General features: G+C 46.0%; 14 protein-coding genes, 1 other RNA gene and 1 pseudogene. 4 read left to right on the top strand and 12 right to left on the bottom strand.

All coding sequences use genetic code 11. From position 1 onward, the window contains the following. Positions 1-6: 6 nt before the first annotated feature. The 11 genes and pseudogenes from PNUC_RS02625 to gyrA all read right to left on the bottom strand — a co-directional run bounded on the left by PNUC_RS02625 (position 7) and on the right by gyrA (position 13,869). Positions 7-1,371: a UDP-glucose dehydrogenase family protein gene (locus tag PNUC_RS02625; RefSeq protein ID WP_011902348.1), complete on the bottom strand. Its 1,365-nt coding sequence runs from the start codon at positions 1,369-1,371 to the stop codon at positions 7-9. A 34-nt stretch (positions 1,372-1,405) separates the two neighbouring features. Then, a complete protein-coding gene (lapB, locus tag PNUC_RS02620; RefSeq protein ID WP_011902347.1) occupies positions 1,406-2,617 on the bottom strand; it encodes a lipopolysaccharide assembly protein LapB in 1,212 nt (403 codons plus the stop codon). Between the two features lie 66 nt (positions 2,618-2,683). Beyond that, positions 2,684-3,022, bottom strand: a pseudogene (locus PNUC_RS02615) (integration host factor subunit beta); the annotation flags it as partial. 52 nt (positions 3,023-3,074) lie between these two features. Further along, entirely contained in the window at positions 3,075-4,748 is a 1,674-nt protein-coding gene (gene rpsA / locus PNUC_RS02610; protein ID WP_011902345.1) for a 30S ribosomal protein S1, read from the bottom strand. Between the two features lie 145 nt (positions 4,749-4,893). Then, complete coding sequence (gene cmk, locus PNUC_RS02605) at positions 4,894-5,556, bottom strand: (d)CMP kinase (RefSeq protein WP_011902344.1); 663 nt, start codon at positions 5,554-5,556, stop codon at positions 4,894-4,896. A gap of 4 nt (positions 5,557-5,560) precedes the next feature. Continuing rightward, positions 5,561-6,880, bottom strand: a complete 1,320-nt coding sequence (gene aroA / locus PNUC_RS02600; RefSeq protein WP_143070051.1) for a 3-phosphoshikimate 1-carboxyvinyltransferase — start codon at positions 6,878-6,880, stop codon at positions 5,561-5,563. An 8-nt stretch (positions 6,881-6,888) separates the two neighbouring features. Next, positions 6,889-7,770 (bottom strand): prephenate dehydrogenase, encoded by an 882-nt coding sequence (locus PNUC_RS02595; protein ID WP_011902342.1) that lies wholly within the window; start codon positions 7,768-7,770, stop codon positions 6,889-6,891. A gap of 19 nt (positions 7,771-7,789) precedes the next feature. Next, entirely contained in the window at positions 7,790-8,914 is a 1,125-nt protein-coding gene (hisC, locus tag PNUC_RS02590; RefSeq protein ID WP_011902341.1) for a histidinol-phosphate transaminase, read from the bottom strand. A 49-nt stretch (positions 8,915-8,963) separates the two neighbouring features. After that, positions 8,964-10,043, bottom strand: a complete 1,080-nt coding sequence (gene pheA / locus PNUC_RS02585; RefSeq protein ID WP_011902340.1) for a prephenate dehydratase — start codon at positions 10,041-10,043, stop codon at positions 8,964-8,966. After that, positions 10,043-11,140, bottom strand: coding sequence for a 3-phosphoserine/phosphohydroxythreonine transaminase (serC, locus tag PNUC_RS02580; protein ID WP_011902339.1), 1,098 nt, complete (start codon positions 11,138-11,140; stop codon positions 10,043-10,045). Before serC ends, pheA begins: the two co-directional genes overlap by 1 nt. Before the next feature lie 26 nt (positions 11,141-11,166). Beyond that, on the bottom strand, positions 11,167-13,869 hold the full coding sequence (gyrA, locus tag PNUC_RS02575; protein WP_011902338.1) for a DNA gyrase subunit A: 2,703 nt from the start codon (positions 13,867-13,869) through the stop codon (positions 11,167-11,169). A 159-nt stretch (positions 13,870-14,028) separates the two neighbouring features. On the opposite strand from gyrA, the gene ompA reads away from it, so the two are divergent. From ompA to ssrA, 4 genes are all read left to right on the top strand, one after another. Next, entirely contained in the window at positions 14,029-14,592 is a 564-nt protein-coding gene (ompA, locus tag PNUC_RS02570) for an outer membrane protein OmpA (protein WP_011902337.1), read from the top strand. 94 nt (positions 14,593-14,686) lie between these two features. Next, complete coding sequence (gene ubiG, locus PNUC_RS02565) at positions 14,687-15,376, top strand: bifunctional 2-polyprenyl-6-hydroxyphenol methylase/3-demethylubiquinol 3-O-methyltransferase UbiG (protein WP_011902336.1); 690 nt, start codon at positions 14,687-14,689, stop codon at positions 15,374-15,376. Beyond that, positions 15,373-16,047, top strand: a complete 675-nt coding sequence (locus tag PNUC_RS02560; RefSeq protein WP_011902335.1) for an HAD family hydrolase — start codon at positions 15,373-15,375, stop codon at positions 16,045-16,047. The genes ubiG and PNUC_RS02560 overlap by 4 nt, the downstream gene beginning before the upstream one ends. Positions 16,048-16,112: 65 nt before the next feature. Continuing rightward, positions 16,113-16,471: a transfer-messenger RNA gene (gene ssrA / locus PNUC_RS10845) on the top strand. A 74-nt stretch (positions 16,472-16,545) separates the two neighbouring features. On the opposite strand, the gene PNUC_RS02555 is transcribed toward ssrA, so the two are convergent. After that, positions 16,546-18,402 carry an O-linked N-acetylglucosamine transferase, SPINDLY family protein gene (locus PNUC_RS02555; protein ID WP_011902334.1) on the bottom strand — a complete coding sequence of 619 codons (1,857 nt, stop codon included), beginning with the start codon at positions 18,400-18,402 and terminating at the stop codon, positions 16,546-16,548. Positions 18,403-18,408: the final 6 nt, after the last annotated feature.

The following is an 18,408-nucleotide window of genomic DNA, read 5'->3' as shown; positions in this document are numbered from 1 at the left end:
ATGCTCTTAATTATGTCGCCCAATGCCATGGTACTCAATACCCAGCTCTTTCATGGCGGTTGGCTCATATAGATTACGGCCGTCAAAAATAATAGGGCGAGTTAGCTTTTGCATGACTTGATCAAAATCAGGGGTATGGAAGACCTTCCACTCAGTAGCAATCACTAGAGCATCGCAACCATCTAAGGCGGCCATAGGGTCAGCAACCATAGAAACTTTTTTCAAACCTTCTGAGTTACCCTGGAAATCTAGATCAAAGCAATGTTTCGCCTCCGGCATAGCAACGGGATCGTATGCAACTATGGTAGCTCCACGCTTAACCAACTCTTGAATAATCACTCGACTAGGTGCTTCACGCATATCGTCAGTATTAGGCTTAAACGCAAGACCCCAAAGCGCAAACTTCATTCCTAAAAGATCTTTACCAAAACGTTTCTCAATTTTTTCAACCAAGATGTACTTTTGAATTTCATTAACCGCTTCAACGGCATCCAAAATCTTAAGCTCTCTGCCGTGCTCTTTGGCTGTTTTAGATAAAGCTGACACGTCTTTTGGAAAGCAAGAGCCTCCGTAACCAGTTCCGGGGTAGAGAAAGCCAAAACCAATACGAGAGTCTGCGCCAATACCCTGTCGTACCGCTTCAATATCGGCGCCAACTAAATCAGCTAGATTCGCTAGTTCATTCATAAACGAAATACGAGTGGCTAACATGGCATTTGCTGCATACTTAGTGAGCTCTGCGCTCTTAACGTCCATGTAATAGGTACGCTCATGATGGCGATTAAAGGGCGCGTATAGTCTACGCATTTGCTCTTTGGCACGCAAACCAGCAGGCGTACTTTCAGTACCAATCACAATGCGGTCGGGACGCATAAAGTCCTCAACAGCCGCACCTTCTTTTAAAAATTCCGGATTGGAAACTACTGAACAAAGTTCAGTTGAAAGCCCTCTCTTTTCGAGCTCTTCTGAAATCGCTTCAGACACTTTATCGGCAGTGCCCACTGGCACAGTAGACTTATCCACGATGACTTTAGGAGTTGTCATATGACGGCCAATATTACGAGCAGCAGCAACAACATATTGCAAATCTGCAGAACCATCTTCATCAGGAGGCGTGCCAACAGCGATGAATTGAATATCGCCATGAGCAACAGAAGCAGCAATATCAGTTGAAAACTGCAAACGGCCAGCAGCGCGATTGCGCTCAATCATTTCCTTTAGACCTGGCTCATAAATAGGCACACCACCAGAATTCAGAATTTCAATTTTCTTAGGGTCCAGGTCCAAACAAAAAACATTGTTCCCTTGCTCAGCGAGGCAGGCGCCAGTAACTAAGCCTACATATCCACTGCCAACGATAGTAACTTTCAAGTGAACCCCTAATAAAGTCTATTTATAAATGGTATTACATTGAAGGGCCGCTAGGAGCAACCCCTTCACTTCTTCTGGGGGAGTATGCCTCCCAATGATTACAGCCTGGACATTGCCAATAAAACCTGCGCGCCCGGAAACCGCAGTTACCGCAGGTATAGCGAGCCAAACTCGTAGTTCGTTGACGCAATAAATTCAAAATAGATTGGAGCTCCAAAATTCTTTCAGGGCTCGCACTGCCTTGCTCCAATGCCAAACGGGTTTCTGCCATCTTAGATAATGCGCTCAGTGATGGTGAATGCTGCATCACTTCTGAAAGCATCGCATTTGCAGCCTGTGGACCTCGAATAACTGTTAACTGTTTATGCACAATATCGAGCAACTCACCAGAGGCTTGGGTTTTCAGAAGCTCAACCAGGCGATCTAAACCTTCATTCTCTTTACTTAAAGCGGTATGAGCCAACATCCAACGATCAGCAAGCAGGTGCATATAAGCAGGATGCAAAGAAGCGATCACGCTCCAAGCCTCGATAGCCTGCGCTGGACGCTCTGTGGCCATAAAGTAATCGCCCTGCAAAATCAGAGCGCGCGCATGATTAGGAACCGCCTGCAAAGCCCGTTGAATAGACTGCTCAACTTCAACCAAATCCTTGCGACGCAATGCATCTTGACCTAACTCACAATGAAATTGAGCAATTTCAGTATGGTGAGATTTTCCTTGCAGACTCTCAAGCTCAGTTGCAGCAATGATGGCTTTCTTCCAATCACGCTCAACTTGATACATTTCTAATAAGCTTTCCTTAGCCGGAACAGCATACTTACCATCACCCACACGGTTCAATGAGGCTTCAGCGCGATCCAATAAACCTGCACGCAAAAAGTCGCGCCCCAACTCATAAGCAGCATGATCACGATCACGCAGCTTTAAGTCATCACGATTGGCCAAATGCTGGTGTACTCGAATAGCGCGTTCAGTCTCACCACGACGACGGAATAAATTACCCAAAGAAAAATGCAACTCAATCGTTTCAGGATCAAGCTGCGCAATCTTTACGAGCGTCTCAATCGCCTGATCGGGCTGCTCATTTAATAAAAGACTGAGACCTTTAAAGGTGGAACGCTGCTGGCGCATACGCTCACGCTCGTCCATGCGATTCTCAAGACGCAAGTCCCAACGAGACGCTAACCAGCCGATACCAAACATAATTGGCAGAAGTAGTAACCAGGATGTCGCTATCTGAATCATGCTGTGCAGAAATTAAATAAAAAAATGGCCCGAATGGACCACTGAGGATGAGCCTGAATACTAGGCACCTGAACCCTCTTTGGGGCCCGCCTGTTTTAAGGGCTTGTAATCAACGCGCTCGCGCAATTCTTTACCAGGCTTAAAGTGGGGAACACGTTTTTCTGGAATCAATACCTTTTCGCCAGACTTTGGATTGCGGCCGGTGCGTGCAGGACGATGGTGAAGTACAAAACTTCCCACGCCGCGCAACTCAATACGCTTCCCTTCAGCCAAGGCTTGGGTCATTGTGTCCAGCAATGTTTTTACAGCCAACTCCACATCCCTAGGTAGAAGCTGCGGAAATTGCTCCGCGAGACTCTCCACTAGTTCGGAGCGGGTAATTGCTTGTTGCTCTTGATCCGTCATGATCTATCAATAAAGAATCGCCACCCTCCTCATGGAGAGCGGCGATATTGATTTAGCCTTGATTGTCCAATTTTGCTTTCAACAAAGCACCCAAATTGGTTGTGCCAGACTGCGCATCACCTTGGAGCTTGCTCATTGCATCTTGTTGATCAGAGCTGTCTTTTGCTTTGATTGAGAGATTGATTACGCGTGACTTACGATCAATATTAATGATCATGGCAGTAACGCTGTCGCCTTCTTTCAATACATTGCGTGCATCTTCAACGCGATCGGTTGAGATCTCAGAAGCGCGCAAGTAAGCTTCAACTTCATCAGCTAAGTGAATAGTTGCACCCTTAGCATCAACAGCCTTCACAGTGCCAGTTACTAGGCTACCCTTGTCGCTAACAGATGTGTAGTTGTTGAATGGGTCACCAGACAATTGCTTAATACCGAGAGAGATACGCTCTTTCTCAACATCAATTGCCAATACAGTGGCTTCAACTTCATCACCTTTTTTGTATTTCTTAACAGCTTCTTCGCCTGGCTCATTCCATGAAAGGTCTGAGAGGTGAACTAAACCGTCGATACCGCCAGGCAAGCCAATGAATACGCCGAAGTCAGTAATAGACTTGATCGCACCAGAAAGCTTGTCGCCTTTTTGCTGTGAACGTGCAAACTCTTCCCATGGATTTGCTTTGCACTGCTTGATGCCCAAGCTAATACGACGCTTGTCTTCATCAATATCCAGAACCATTACTTCAACTTCGGTTCCTAATGCAGTAGCTTTGCTTGGAGCAACGTTCTTGTTGGTCCAATCCATTTCAGAAACGTGTACCAAACCTTCGATACCAGATTCGATTTCAACGAATGCACCGTAATCAGTCAAGTTGGTTACTTTACCGAATAAACGGGTATTTGGAGGGTAACGACGAGCGATACCAACCCATGGATCATCACCAAGTTGTTTCACGCCGAGTGAAACACGGTTTTTCTCTTGATCGAACTTCAAGATCTTTGCTGTAACTTCTTGACCAACAGTCAACATCTCGCTTGGGTGACGCACGCGACGCCATGCCAAATCGGTAATATGCAAGAGGCCATCGATACCACCGAGGTCAACGAACGCGCCGTAATCTGTGATGTTCTTAACAAGGCCAGTAACCACTGCGCCTTCTTTAAGGTTAGACATCAACTTAGCACGCTCTTCACCTTGGCTAGCTTCAACAACTGCGCGACGTGACAACACTACGTTGTTACGCTTACGGTCGAGCTTGATAACCTTGAACTCCATCGTCTTACCTTCGTAAGGGCTGGTGTCTTTGATTGGACGTGTATCAACAAGTGATCCAGGCAAGAATGCGCGGATACCGTTAACCATCACAGTCAAGCCGCCTTTAACCTTACCGGTAACAGTACCAGTAACGATCTCAGCTTGCTCGAGAGCTTTTTCCAAATTCAACCATGATGCGAGGCGCTTAGCCTTATCACGGGAGAGGATGGTGTCGCCATAGCCGTTTTCAAGAGCGTCGATAGCAACAGAAACGAAATCGCCAGGAGCTACTTCAATCTCGCCAGCGTCGTTATGGAATTCTTCAACAGGAATAAACGCTTCAGACTTTAAGCCAGCGTTAACAACGACGAAGTTATGGTCGATGCGAAGGACTTCAGCCGAAATGACTTGGCCGGTCTTCATATTCGATCGGGTTAATGATTCTTCAAATAATTCTGCAAATGATTCAGACATGTGTATTCACTTTGTGCCGTCAGAAGGCCCGACGGGTTAGGTTAAAAAAGCCTTAAAGAAACACGCTAATGAAAAGGTCGCGTTGTGGAGTTTCTTCAGACACCAAAACTACTACTTACAGCTCACTACTCAACTACATACAAAATTAGGCAATCGCAGACTGATACCAATCCAAAACTGTCTTAACTGCTTGATCTATCGACAAATCTGATGTTTCAAGCACTTTTGCACCATCTGCGACTAACAAGGGGGCGGTACCTCGACTACTGTCTCTGGCATCGCGCTCCTGCAAATCCTGCAGTAAGTCAGAAAGTTTAGCAGAAATTCCCTTAGCTATCAATTGCTTATAGCGACGCTCAGCCCTGGCGGCAGCTGTTGCGGTCAAGAAAACCTTTAAAACTGCATCTGGGAATATGACGCTGGCCATATCCCTTCCGTCAGCCACGAGACCAGGAAATTGGCGAAAACTGCGTTGTAGACCCACTAAAGCAGATCTGACCTCTGGATGAACCGCTAAAGCTGATGCTCTTAAACCTATGCTTTCAGTGCGAATTGCATCTGTTACTTCGTCGTCATCGAGGAAAATCTGACTATTTTTGAATGAAATCAATAACTTAGGAACTAAAAGGCCTAATTCAGGGCCATTTTTCACGTCAATTCCGTGCTTTTCGCTGGCTAAGGCCACCAAGCGATAAAGCGCGCCGCTATCTAAGTAATGAAAGCCGAGCTTTTCAGCAACTAATGAAGCAACCGTTCCTTTGCCTGAAGCAGTCGGTCCATCAATCGCAATGACTGGAATAGCGCTCATGCAATTAACTAACTATCTTTGCAAATTCTGCAAAGTAAGTTGGGAATGTTTTAGCTACGCAATTGGGATCATTGATCTTCAAAGTGTTTGGGCCCAATGTGGCAAGCGAGAAACACATTGCCATACGATGGTCATCATAGGTATCGATACCTTCTGATGGTGATTTCCAATCACCTAACGCGGCTGGCGCTTGAACAACAATGTAATCAGCACCCTCTTCAACAATTGCGCCAATTTTTTTCAACTCTTTTGCCATGGCTGCAATACGATCAGTTTCCTTCACGCGCCAGCTAGCAATATTATTTAAGCGGGTTTGCCCCTCTGCAAATAAAGCAGCGACAGCGAGTGTCATGGCAGCATCTGGAATTTCAGTGCAATCGAGCGTAATACCATTGAGTTTGCCGCCGGCATTCTTTACACCAGATACTTCAATCCAGTCTTCACCAGCAGTGATCTTGGCTCCCATGAGGGCTAACGCATCAGCGAAGGCGACATCACCCTGGATGCTATCTTTACCCACACCCAAGACTCTTACAGGCCCAGCCCCTAGTGCGCCTAGCGCCAAGAAGTAAGAGGCAGAAGATGCATCTCCTTCGACGGATAAGTTGCCAGGACTTTTGTACACAGCATCAGAGGTTTTTGCAGGAATGACAAACGATTGAGCATCAGGGCAAGCAACGTTCACACCAAAGCGCGCCATGAGTTTTAAAGTGATGTCAATGTAAGGACGAGAAATGAGCTCACCAATGACTTCAATACGCACAGCTTCTTGAGCCACTAAAGGGAGGGCCATCAGTAGCGCAGTTAAAAATTGACTTGATACATCGCCGCGCACCTTAACGACATCTTTAATCTGAATATCTGCAGCCAATATTTTGATTGGGGGATAACCCTCTTGTAATTCATAGTCAATCTTGGCACCTACTTGACGCAAACCATCCACTAAGTCGCGTATAGGCCTTTCATGCATGCGAGCAACGCCTGATAAGCGGTAATTGCCACCTTGCATTGCTAAGGCCGCAGTTAATGGACGAATGGCAGTGCCAGCATTTCCCATAAAGAGGTCTGCCTCACGTACTGGAAATTGGCCACCGCATCCTTTAACTACGCAAACATGGTTTGCTTGATCTATCACTGATAAACCCAACTGACGCAGAGCGTTGCGCATGACTTGCGTGTCATCGGCATCTAGCAAATTCTTTAAAGTTGTTGTGCCACTAGCAAGGGCTGCAAGCAGCAGTGCACGATTAGAAATACTTTTCGAGCCTGGCAACACAATCGAGCCTTGAGCTCGCGTAAATGGACCAATCGTAATTTCTGGAATGCCACTCATTAAAGAACGTCCAAATCTTGACGAGCTTTACTTGCCTTATTAAATAATTTTTCAAGGCCAGCGCCATCGTTTTCAGCAATGAGTTTACGCATGTGATTGACGATCAATAAATACTGATCAACTTCTTTCAGTATGGCGGTGCGATTACCTAAACAAATATCACGCCACATTTCTGGGCTAGAGGCCGCTATACGAGTGAAGTCTTTAAAGCCTGCACCCACATGACTGAGTTTTTGATCAGCATCCTCAGAGTTCACTACGCTTGCCATTAAGGCGTAAGACAAAATGTGAGGAAGATGCGAAACCGCTGCGTAAATAGCGTCATGCTGTACGTTGCCAATCTTTTTTACCTCTGAACCTACAGACTCCCAAAGGCCGGCAATCAAAGCGGTATCTTCAGGGGAATTTTCTTGCAAAGGGCAAATAATGGTTTGCTTACCTTGGAATAAATCCGCCTTAGCAGCTGCCGCGCCATGCTGAGCGCCACCAGCAATAGGATGGGCTGGAACAAACTGGCATGCTTTCTTACCCAGCACTTCCTTGGCAGCCAAAATGACATCTCCTTTTGTGCTGCCAGCATCAGTAATCATGGTGCGCGGCTCAAGATGTGGCTCAATAATTTCAAATGCAGTGCGCATTTGCGCTACGGGCACGCACAAAACAATCACATCGGATTGTTTGGCAGCCTCAACCAAATCTACTACACCATCAATCGCGCCCATCTTCTGCGCTTGATCCAAATTTTCTTTGCTGCGACCAACACCTAATACTTTAGTAACAACACCAGCTTGTTTAAGCGCCAAACCCAAAGAGGCCCCAATTAAACCAACACCAACGATAGTGACAGTTCCGTAATTGCTTGCTGGATTAATAATGGTCATTAATGTTTTATCTAATTTCTTACTGTGGTGCCAAGATCGCTTTTAAAGCACCAATGAATGCTGCATTTTCTTCTGGCAAGCCTATTGAGATGCGCAACCACTGTGGCAAGCCATAGTTACCAACCGGGCGAACAATAATCCCCCGCTTCAGAAGCGCCAGATTAATCCGAGCACCCGCTTGATCATCTTCACCCACCTTGACTAATACAAAGTTCCCAGCCGAAGGCAAATAACGCAGACCCAATTCATCAAAAGCCGTGGTCAGTTGACCATAGCCAGCAAGATTAAGCTCAAATCCTTGTTGTAAGAATGCCTGATCTTGAAAAGCTGCAATAGCAGCTGCCTGAGCAAGACTATTGACATTAAATGGCTGGCGAATGCGGTTCAATAAATCTGTTAGATGAGGCTGGGCAACACCGTAACCAATTCGTAACCCTGCTAGACCGTAGGCCTTAGAGAAACTGCGCGACAAAATCATATTGGCGAAACGCTTCACCCAAGCAATCGCATCATAGCGTTGCTCTAAATTAAGGTACTCGTTATAAGCTTCATCAAGCACCACCACCACATTGGATGGAACTGCCATTAAGAAATCTTCAATCTCTTTGGCTGTGAGATAACTTCCCGTAGGATTGTTTGGGTTAGCCACAAAAACCAACTTCGCTTTATCGCCGGCCGCTTTAATTGCAGTTAACATGGCTGGTAAGTTATGACCATACATTGCGGTGGCATCAACCTCAACCGCTTTAGCACCAACAGCTTGAGTAGCCAGTGGATAAACAGCAAAAGCATGTTTAGAGAAAATCACTTCATCACCAGCTTGTGCGACTGCACGGGCAGCCAACTCGAGAATGTCATTACTACCATTACCCAAGGTAATCCAATCTGTTGGCACACCCAAACGACTGGCTAAGACATTCTTTAATTCAAAGCCATTGGAATCTGGGTAGCGCCCCAAATCACTTGCCGCCTTGAGCATTGCTTCTTGCGCTGATTTTGGCATTCCCAATGGGTTTTCATTGGAAGCGAGCTTCACGATCTTGGTTTCATCTAAACCATACTCACGTGCGACTTCGCTAATAGGACGGCCGCCAACATAAGGGGCAATCGCATGAATATGTTTTAAGCCAATCTTGGATGTCATTCGAGTTTACTAATGTATGAACTGATTGTTAAATAAAGCTGATCTTTAGTTAAGCTGAGTGCGGATAAGAACCCAAGTTCTTATAGAAAGCGGCAACCCCTTTAAGCTCTTCTAACGCTTTCACCACCTTATCGTCATCCGCATGACCAGCAATATCAATATAGAAGTGATATTCCCAGGTGCCTTTGCGCGCAGGACGAGACTCAAAGCGATTCATAGAAACGCCATGCTTGGCTAACGGTGCCAATAAACGATGAACAGCACCAGGTTGATTATCTACAGACAAGACTAACGATGTCTGGTCTTTCCCGGTTGACTGACATGCGTACTTACCTACCACTACAAAGCGTGTTCGATTGTGTGGATCATCTTGAATCTGGGCGGCAACCGCTTGCAAGCCATAAGCCTCTTGCGCTGGATCGCCAGCAATAGCAGCCAATGTAGGATCGGCAGCAGCTAGACGGGCCGCTTCAGCATTACTGCTCACTGCTTGACGCTTTAATTGCGGAGCATGAATACTCAACCACTGCTGGCACTGAGCCAACGCTTGGGCGTGAGCACAAACTGTTGTTACTCCATCCAAATTACCGCTCTTAGTCAGTAAATGGTGACGTATTGGGAGCACTACTTCACCGCTAATCTGCATAGAAGAATCTAATAACAAATCTAACGTACGAGAAATAGCACCTTCACTGGAGTTCTCTACTGGTACAACGCCAAATTGGGCAGCACCCTTCTCGACCGCCTTAAATACTTCATCCAAACTAGCGCACGGAAGACCTGCTATTGAATGGCCAAAATAGGTTTGTGCCGCTTGCTCAGAAAATGTTCCTACTGGTCCCAAATAAGCAATGGTCTGACGAGCCTCCAATGCCCGGCAAGCAGACATCACTTCACGCCAGATAGCAGCAATACCGTCAGGAAGCAAGGGACCATTATTTATTTCTTGAAGACGTGCAACAACCTGACGTTCGCGCTCAGGACGAAATACTGGTGAAGAAAATCCGCCTTTGACATGACCCACTTCTTGAGCAGCTTTTGCTCGCTGAGTCAGTAAATCTAAAATTTGCGCATCCAATGCGTCAATTTTTTCACGCAAGGGAGCTAAGCGCTGTTCTTCAGTACTCATTAAGCTCGCCTTTCAAAGTCACGCATAAATTCGATTAAGGCTTTTACACCTTCAATAGGCATGGCGTTATAGATGCTCGCACGCATACCACCTGCAGCCTTATGACCACGCAAAGCCACTAAACCAGCAGCATTAGACTGAGCCAAAAACTCTGTGTTTAGGTTCTCATCTTTTAAGAAGAATGTCACGTTCATACGCGAGCGATATTCTTTAGTGACGCGGTTTTCATACAAACTGCTTTGGTCCAAGAAGCTGTAGAGCAAATCTGCTTTTTCTTGGTTGCGTTTTTCAATCACCTTTACGCCACCTTGCTTTAACAGCCACTTAAAGCCTAGACCAGCCATGTAGATTGAGAAAGTCGGGGGTGTATTAATCATCGATTGGGTGTTCGCTTGCACAGACCAATCCCAAATCGTTGGCGTAATGCCCATGCTATGACCAATGAAGTCCTTACGAACGATCACAATCGTCACGCCAGATGGGCCAATATTTTTCTGCGCACCACCGAACCAAACGGCGCATTTCGTAACATCCATTTCTTTAGAAAGAATGTTGCTAGAAATATCTGCCACTAGTGGAGTATTTCCCACATCGGGTACATCTGGGAACTCAACGCCACCAATAGTTTCGTTAGCGCAATAAAGAACATAGGCAGCATCATTGGAGAGCTGCCAACTAGATTTTGCAGGAATTGTGTTGAACTTTTCTGCAGCAGAAGATGCTACTAAATTAGCGACCCCATACTTCTGTGCTTCTTTAAATGATTTCTCAGACCAGATACCGGTAACGATATAGTCTGCCTTAGGTCCATTCTTAGCCAAAGGCATTAAGTTCATTGGAATCGCAGCATTCTGTCCCAGACCCCCGCCTTGCAAGAGCAAGATTTCGTAGGCATCTGGAATATTCATGAGAGTGCGTAAGTCGTGAATGACTTCTTCATACACTTCCATAAACTCTTTACTACGATGACTAATTTCCATCACGCTAGTACCAAGACCACGCCAATTAAGCATCTCATCGGCAGCCTGCTTCAATACCTCTTCAGGCAAAGTAGCAGGCCCCGCTGCGAAATTGAATATGCGGCGGTCAAAAGTCATAACGTTACTAGTCTAGTGATGGCGCCTTAAGCGTCACCTGCCACATCAGAATTAGTATCGTCAGCTGGTTCAGCGGATGCATCACCCTCTTCATCAGTCTCATCGTCTGAGTCGCTTTCTGCAATACGCTGCAAGCCAGACAAACGCGTACCTTCATCAACGTTGATCAAAGTAACACCTTGAGTAGCACGACCCATCTCACGAATTTCAGATACTCGTGTACGAACTAAGATGCCGCCAGTAGTAATCAACATGATTTGATCTTCAGGCGATACCAATGCAGCGGCAACCACTTTTCCGTTACGTTCAGTCGTCTGAATAGCAATCATGCCTTTTGTACCGCGGCCATGGCGGGTGTACTCAGCAATTGGCGTGCGCTTACCGTAACCATTTTCAGTAGCTGTTAATACGCTACTTGGTATGGCAGCACCATTGGCATCAACCACAGCAGCCTCAGCGCCTTCAGCAGCTTCAGCTGGGGCTACCAACATGGCAATGACTTGATGGCCATCACCGAGGTTCATGCCACGCACACCGCGCGCTGTTCGGCCCATTGGACGAACGTCGTTTTCATCAAAGCGTACTGCTTTACCAGCGTCAGAGAACAGCATCACATCGTGCTGGCCATCAGTGATAGCTGCGCCAACTAAAAAGTCATTCTCATTTAAGTCGACCGCAATAATGCCGGCCTTACGTGGGTTCGAGAAGTCAGACAAACGCGTCTTCTTCACGGTGCCCAAGCTAGTAGCCATAAAGACATAGTGATCGTCTTGGTATCCCTTAATTGGAAGGATCACGGTAATCTTCTCACCTTCGATTAGCGGGAACATATTCACGATAGGCTTGCCACGTGATGTACGACTTCCTTGTGGCACTTCCCATACCTTGAGCCAATACATCCGACCACGATCAGAGAAGCACAAGATGATGTCATGCGTATTTGCCACGAATAAAGTATCAATCCAATCTTCATTCTTTGTCGCTGCCGCTTGCTTGCCACGACCACCACGTTTTTGTGCGCGGTATTCGCTCAGTGGCTGACTCTTCATATAACCAGTATTGGAGAGTGTGACCACCATATCTTGCGGAGTAATCAAATCTTCCGTGAAGAGTTCAGTTGCATTCATTTCAATAAATGAACGACGACCAGTATCTCCGCCAGCAACACCAAACTCAGCTTGAACTTCTTTCAACTCAGTTTCAATAACTTGCGTCACGCGCTCTGGCTTCGCTAACAAATCAAGTAAATCAGAAATTTCTGACATTACTTCTTTGTACTCATTGACGATCTTATCTTGCTCAAGACCAGTCAAGCGTTGCAAACGCATCTGCAAAATTTCTTGCGCTTGACTATCAGAGAGGCGATACAGACCCGTTGTTTGCATGCCATACTCAGGCAACAAGCCTTCTGGGCGATAAGCATTACGGCCGCCTGGAGTATCGGTCTCAGCACGCGCTAACATCTCACGCACCATTGAAGAATCCCACGCTTTACCCATTAACTCTTGCTTGGCAACTACTGGATTTGCAGCAGCTTTAATAATCGCAATGAATTCATCGATATTTGCTAATGCAACAGCTAAGCCTTCTAAGACATGACCGCGATCGCGTGCTTTACGCAATTCAAAGATTGTGCGACGCGTCACAACTTCGCGACGATGTTGCAAGAAGTACTCAAGCATCTGCTTCAGATTCAACAAGCGTGGCTGGTTATCTACCAAAGCCACCATGTTCATACCGAAATTATCTTGCAGCTGAGTGCTCTTATATAAATTATTGAGAACAACTTCAGGCACTTCACCACGCTTCAGTTCAATCACTACGCGCATGCCGGATTTATCTGACTCATCACGTAAATCAGAAATGCCCTCTACTTTTTTCTCATTCACCAACTCAGCAATACGCTCGAGCAAGTTCTTTTTATTGACTTGGTACGGTAACTCATCAACGATGATCGCTTGACGTGCACCTTTATCCAAATCTTCAAAGTGAGTCTTAGCGCGCATGACCACGCGACCGCGACCAGTTCTATAGCCCTCACGAACACCTTGAACGCCATAAATAATGCCGGCGGTCGGGAAATCGGGGGCTGGAATGATCTCAATAAGCTCATCAATCGTGCACTCTGGGTTGTGGAGCACATGTAAACAGGCTGATATGACCTCATCCAGGTTATGGGGAGGGATGTTAGTAGCCATACCTACAGCAATGCCAGAACTACCATTTATGAGCAAATTAGGCACTTTGGCCGGCAGAATCAAGGGTTCCTTCTCGCTGCCGTCGTAATTTGGCCCGAAATCAACGGTTTCTTTGTCCAAATCGGCCAAAAGGTCGTGAGCTATCTTACGAAGACGGATCTCCGTATAGCGCATTGCAGCAGCGTTATCGCCGTCTACAGAGCCAAAGTTACCCTGGCCATCAACCAGCATATAGCGCAGAGAGAAATCCTGGGCCATGCGAACAATCGTGTCGTACACCGCAGAATCACCATGCGGATGGTATTTACCGATTACATCGCCAACTATACGGGCAGATTTTTTGTAAGCTCTGTTCCAATCGTTGTTTAATTCATACATTGCAAATAAGACCCGGCGGTGAACCGGTTTGAGGCCATCACGCACGTCTGGCAGGGCTCTGCCGACGATGACGCTCATTGCGTAGTCCAAATAGGACCGCCGCATTTCGTCTTCGAGGGATATTGGTAGTGTTTCTTTAGCGGCTTGTTCCATCTAGAAATAATATCATTTTGATGACAGAGGGGCGCTATGCTAAGATTCTGTCAGTTTGTACGAAATTGAGATGTGTCGCTTTGCAGTTTTTGCTTCAAGGTAGGGCGAATTACATTTAAGTTTGACTTTAATTAAAAAAGAGATTTTTGAGGACTAAAAATGAACAAAACCCTGAAAGTGTTGCTCGCTTCTGTTATTACCGTTTCTGCTACCGCAGCGATGGCTTCTGATAACTGGCAAAACGGCGACGGTACCCTGAACTGGAAAAATGGCGATGGCACATTGTGCTGGCGCGATAACAACTGGACACCTGCAACTGCCGCTAAGGGTTGTGACGGTGCGTTGACTGCCGCTGCTGCTGGCGTTAGCCAAAGCAAGATCACTTTACAAGCTGACACACTTTATGACTTCAACAAGTCTGATTTGAAGCCAGAAGGTAAAGCTACTTTGGACAAGATCGCTGCTGATTTGAGCAAGATCAAGTTAGAAGTAATTATCGCTGTTGGTAACACTGATAGCGTTGGTACAGATGCATACAACATGGCCCTCGGTCAACGTCGTGCACAATCTGTTAAGACATACCTCGTATCAAAAGGTGTTGACGCTAGCCGTATCTACACAGAATCTAAAGGCAAGAGCAATCCAGTTGCAAGCAATGCAACTGCTGAAGGCCGCGCTAAGAACCGCCGTACTGACATCGAAGTTGTTGGTACAGCTAAGTAATTTACTTTACTTGTAAAAAAGCCCGCTTTTAGCGGGCTTTTTTATTTCCGCTATATTCATGACTTCCCTATTCGCATACGAATAAATACACCATATGAACGTTGACCAATCGGAAATCGCTAAATTTAGCGCCCTAGCCCATCGCTGGTGGGATCCCAATAGCGAATTTAAGCCACTTCACGCCATCAATCCCCTTCGCCTTAATTGGATAAAAACCTTTATTGATCTAGATGGAAAGAAGGTATTGGATGTAGGTTGCGGCGGTGGAATCCTCGCTGAATCTATTTCGCAGTCCGGCGCAGACACTACCGGTATTGATTTGTCAGACAAAGCCCTCAAAGTAGCTGAATTACACGCTCTTGAAGTAGGCGCAAATTTGACTTATCGATCTATTTCAGCAGAAGCCTTAGCTGAAGAACAGCCAGAACAGTATGACGTGGTGACGTGCATGGAAATGCTAGAGCATGTTCCTGACCCTGCGTCCGTTGTTCGCGCCTGCGCAACACTCTGTAAACCTGGTGGCACTTTATTTTTTAGCACCTTAAACCGCAGTCCCAAGTCCTACTTATTTGCGATTATTGGTGCAGAATACATTCTCAAGCTACTCCCAAAAGGTACGCACGAATACACTAAATTTATTAAGCCTTCAGAGTTGGTCGCCTTTACTCGTCATGCCGGATTAGAGTTGTTAGGCATGAAAGGTCTCAGCTATAACCCCATTACACAGGTCTATAGCCTTAACAATGATCTTGATGTGAATTACATGATCGCTGTACGCAAATGAAGCAAAGCCCCTATCACGGGATCTTTTTTGATCTTGATGGCACTTTAGCTGACACAGCTCCAGATCTTGTAGCAGCGACCAATCAATTGCTCATAGCTCGCAATCTGGCGCCCAAGCCTTATGAATTTTTGCGACCATATGCATCTGCTGGCGCTCGAGGTTTGCTTGAAGGCGCCTTTGGCATTAGCACTGACCACCCTGACTTTGCAGTCTTACGCGATGAGTTTTTTGCCAATTACGAGAATGCATTGCATGTAGAAAGTAAATTATTTGAGGACATGGATAGCTTGCTTGATCAAATGGATCAAGCCAATCTTCCCTGGGGAATTGTGACTAATAAGAGCGAGCGTTTTACCAACCCCCTGGTAGAGCTCATGGGTCTGCACAAAAGATCTGTATCCACTGTATCGGGCGATACCACCGCTCATGCAAAACCCCATCCCGAACCCATCCTGCATGCCGCACGACTCGCCAATGTCGACCCAAGCAAATCTCTTTATATCGGCGACGATATTAGGGACGTTGTAGCAGGCAAGGCGGCAGGAATGAAGACCGTGGCTGCGGCTTATGGCTACTGTGGCTGTAAAGAGCCTCCTGAGGCCTGGGGAGCTGACTATATCGTCAACAGCCCTCTTGAATTACTGCAAATCATCTTTCCCAACAAGGTTTAAGCCAAAAGATATTGAGCAATTTAAAGCTAGCGGCTTTAAAATAGTGCTTCCTATGCATTAACTCCGGGGTCGACATGGTTTCGACGTGGATTACAAAGCATCAAGGGCATACCGAGGACCCGTTATCTCGTAAATCAATGGGAATGTAATAACTGCAAACGACGAACGTTTCGCACTAGCCGCTTAATTGCGGTTGCCCCTGAACTGATTCTCTCTTGGGTCAGCTAGCGCAAGCTAGATCAGGGTCATTTACAAGAGATAAGATCATTTCATGTCACGGGGAATGATTCGAAAACTAAGTGAATCGTCAGCGTGGAACATGTCAATCTGTGACTAGCTGGCTAAATTAAATGATATGACTAAGTATGTAGAACTTGTTGTGGAGGATTTGCGGACGCGGGTTCGATTCCCGCCGACTCCACCAATAAAAGCCGGTAATTTTACGGCTGCGCCAAAACCCTTCTTTCAAATGAATGAGGGGTTTTGTTGTTTTAAAGCCTAAGAAATATTTTCAGGCGCTAAATTCGCCCTATACCGTTCAACCATTTTTTTGTAGAGCACCTCTAAATCCTGAGTAAATAGCACGGTATCAAAAAGGGGTTTTGTTAATCGGTTTTCAACTAGGCGATCTTGAATTGCCCTCAACGCTAAGGGGTCACGAGCCAATTCAATTGCACGTTGTTCATATGCTTGGGGAGTATGCGTTACCAACTCTGCCAATCCCACGGCATTCAGAAGACTTGCCGCCACCCTGCCTGGAAATGTATTTCCCAAAAGCGTGAGAACCGGAACTCCAGCCCACAGAGCATCACTAGCTGTGGTGTGGGCGTTATAAGGAAGCGTATCCAAAAAAAGGTCTGCTATTTTGTGACGCGCAAGATGCTCTGGAAGGGGTAATCTCTGCGCAAAAATAATGCGGTCAGAAGAAATTCCACGCTTCAGAGCCTCAGCCTTCAGATTTTCTTCGGCCGGCACGTTATCTTGTATCAACCAAAGAACACTTCCTTCAACCGCCTTGAGGATCCTCATCCAACTATCAAATGTTTCAGGCGTAATCTTGTAATTATTGTTAAAGCAACAATATACAAAGCCCGACTCCGGCAGACCCAATTCTGCTCGTGTAAATTCTCGTGCGGAGATGACACGTTTTGAATCATTAGCCTGATAGCTATTGGGCATATAGGCAATTTTTTCTACGTAATACTGACGGCTATCAGCTGGAATCACAATCGGATCAGCTATCAAGTAGTCCATATACTCAGCACCTAAAGTGCCTGGGAACCCCAAATAATTTACCTGAATAGGTGCTGGATGCGATGCAAAGATATTTTGGCGCCCTTCGCCAAAGTAACCATTTAAGTTCACCAAAATATCGATCTGTAAGTCCTCAATCAAACTCACAACCGCAGGATCCGTCATTTGACTGATATCGATTATTTCTTTGAATGCTTTTTTCATGCGCGGCCGTAAAACACCACCATCATCCCAGCCATTATCTAAAGCATAGATTTCAAAATACTCAGGGTCATGAGACTCATACACCCCCGTCATTAATACGGATGTCGCCTGATCTCTAAACTCCCCACAAAGATAGGCAATACGAATTTTTTCATTCTTCGATTTAGGGGCAGATTGAATCACCGCCTTCTTTCTTGCAGGAAAGCGTTGCTTGGCAAATATCTTGGCTGACTCCAAAAGGTCTTGCTCGGAAGTGGAGATCCCCTGAAATCCAAAGGGCTCTACCACCAGCTGGTGGGCATGCAAATCCTGTTGAATCTTTAGATAGATGCCATCCAAATCCGCCCAATCACAAATGAGCATTTTGTAGTGCAAGATGATCCCCAAAAGAAAAGGTTCGGTGGGTCTTAACTGATAAGCGTTGATATAGGACTGCAAAGCCTCTGCATAGCGTCTTAATTCACCCAGTATTTTTCCTTTGTTAAACCATCCCTCAGCCATTTGGGGTTGCAGAACAACTGCTTTTTCATAACAAGTTAAAGCTTCTTCACGCTTACGAAGATTATCTAAACTTCTTCCGTAATTGAGCCAGATCTCTGGATTGTCGGGGTCTATAGCAAGAGCCTTCCGATGGTGCTCAAGAGCATCCATATCCCTTTGTAAGGTAGATAAAGCCTTAGCAGTATTGAAATGGAGCGCAGAATTATCGGGGGTGAGTTGTAAAGCTTGTTCAAAAAATCTCAAGGCATCGTCTGGGCGATTCTGCATTCCGCAGACTATCCCCAGCAAATGCAAAACATCTGGATTCTCAGGGCTAGCCAGAAGCATTTCTTGAAGCAGGGATTCCGCCTCAAGAAATTGGTTGTTTTGCAGGGCCTGGAAGACTTCTTGGAACATATCAAG

It is taken from the genome of Polynucleobacter asymbioticus QLW-P1DMWA-1 (assembly GCF_000016345.1).
In the GTDB taxonomy this organism is placed as follows: domain Bacteria; phylum Pseudomonadota; class Gammaproteobacteria; order Burkholderiales; family Burkholderiaceae; genus Polynucleobacter; species Polynucleobacter asymbioticus.
The sequence above is the reverse complement of the archived record's forward strand: the minus strand, read 5'-3'. Positions and strand labels throughout refer to the sequence as shown.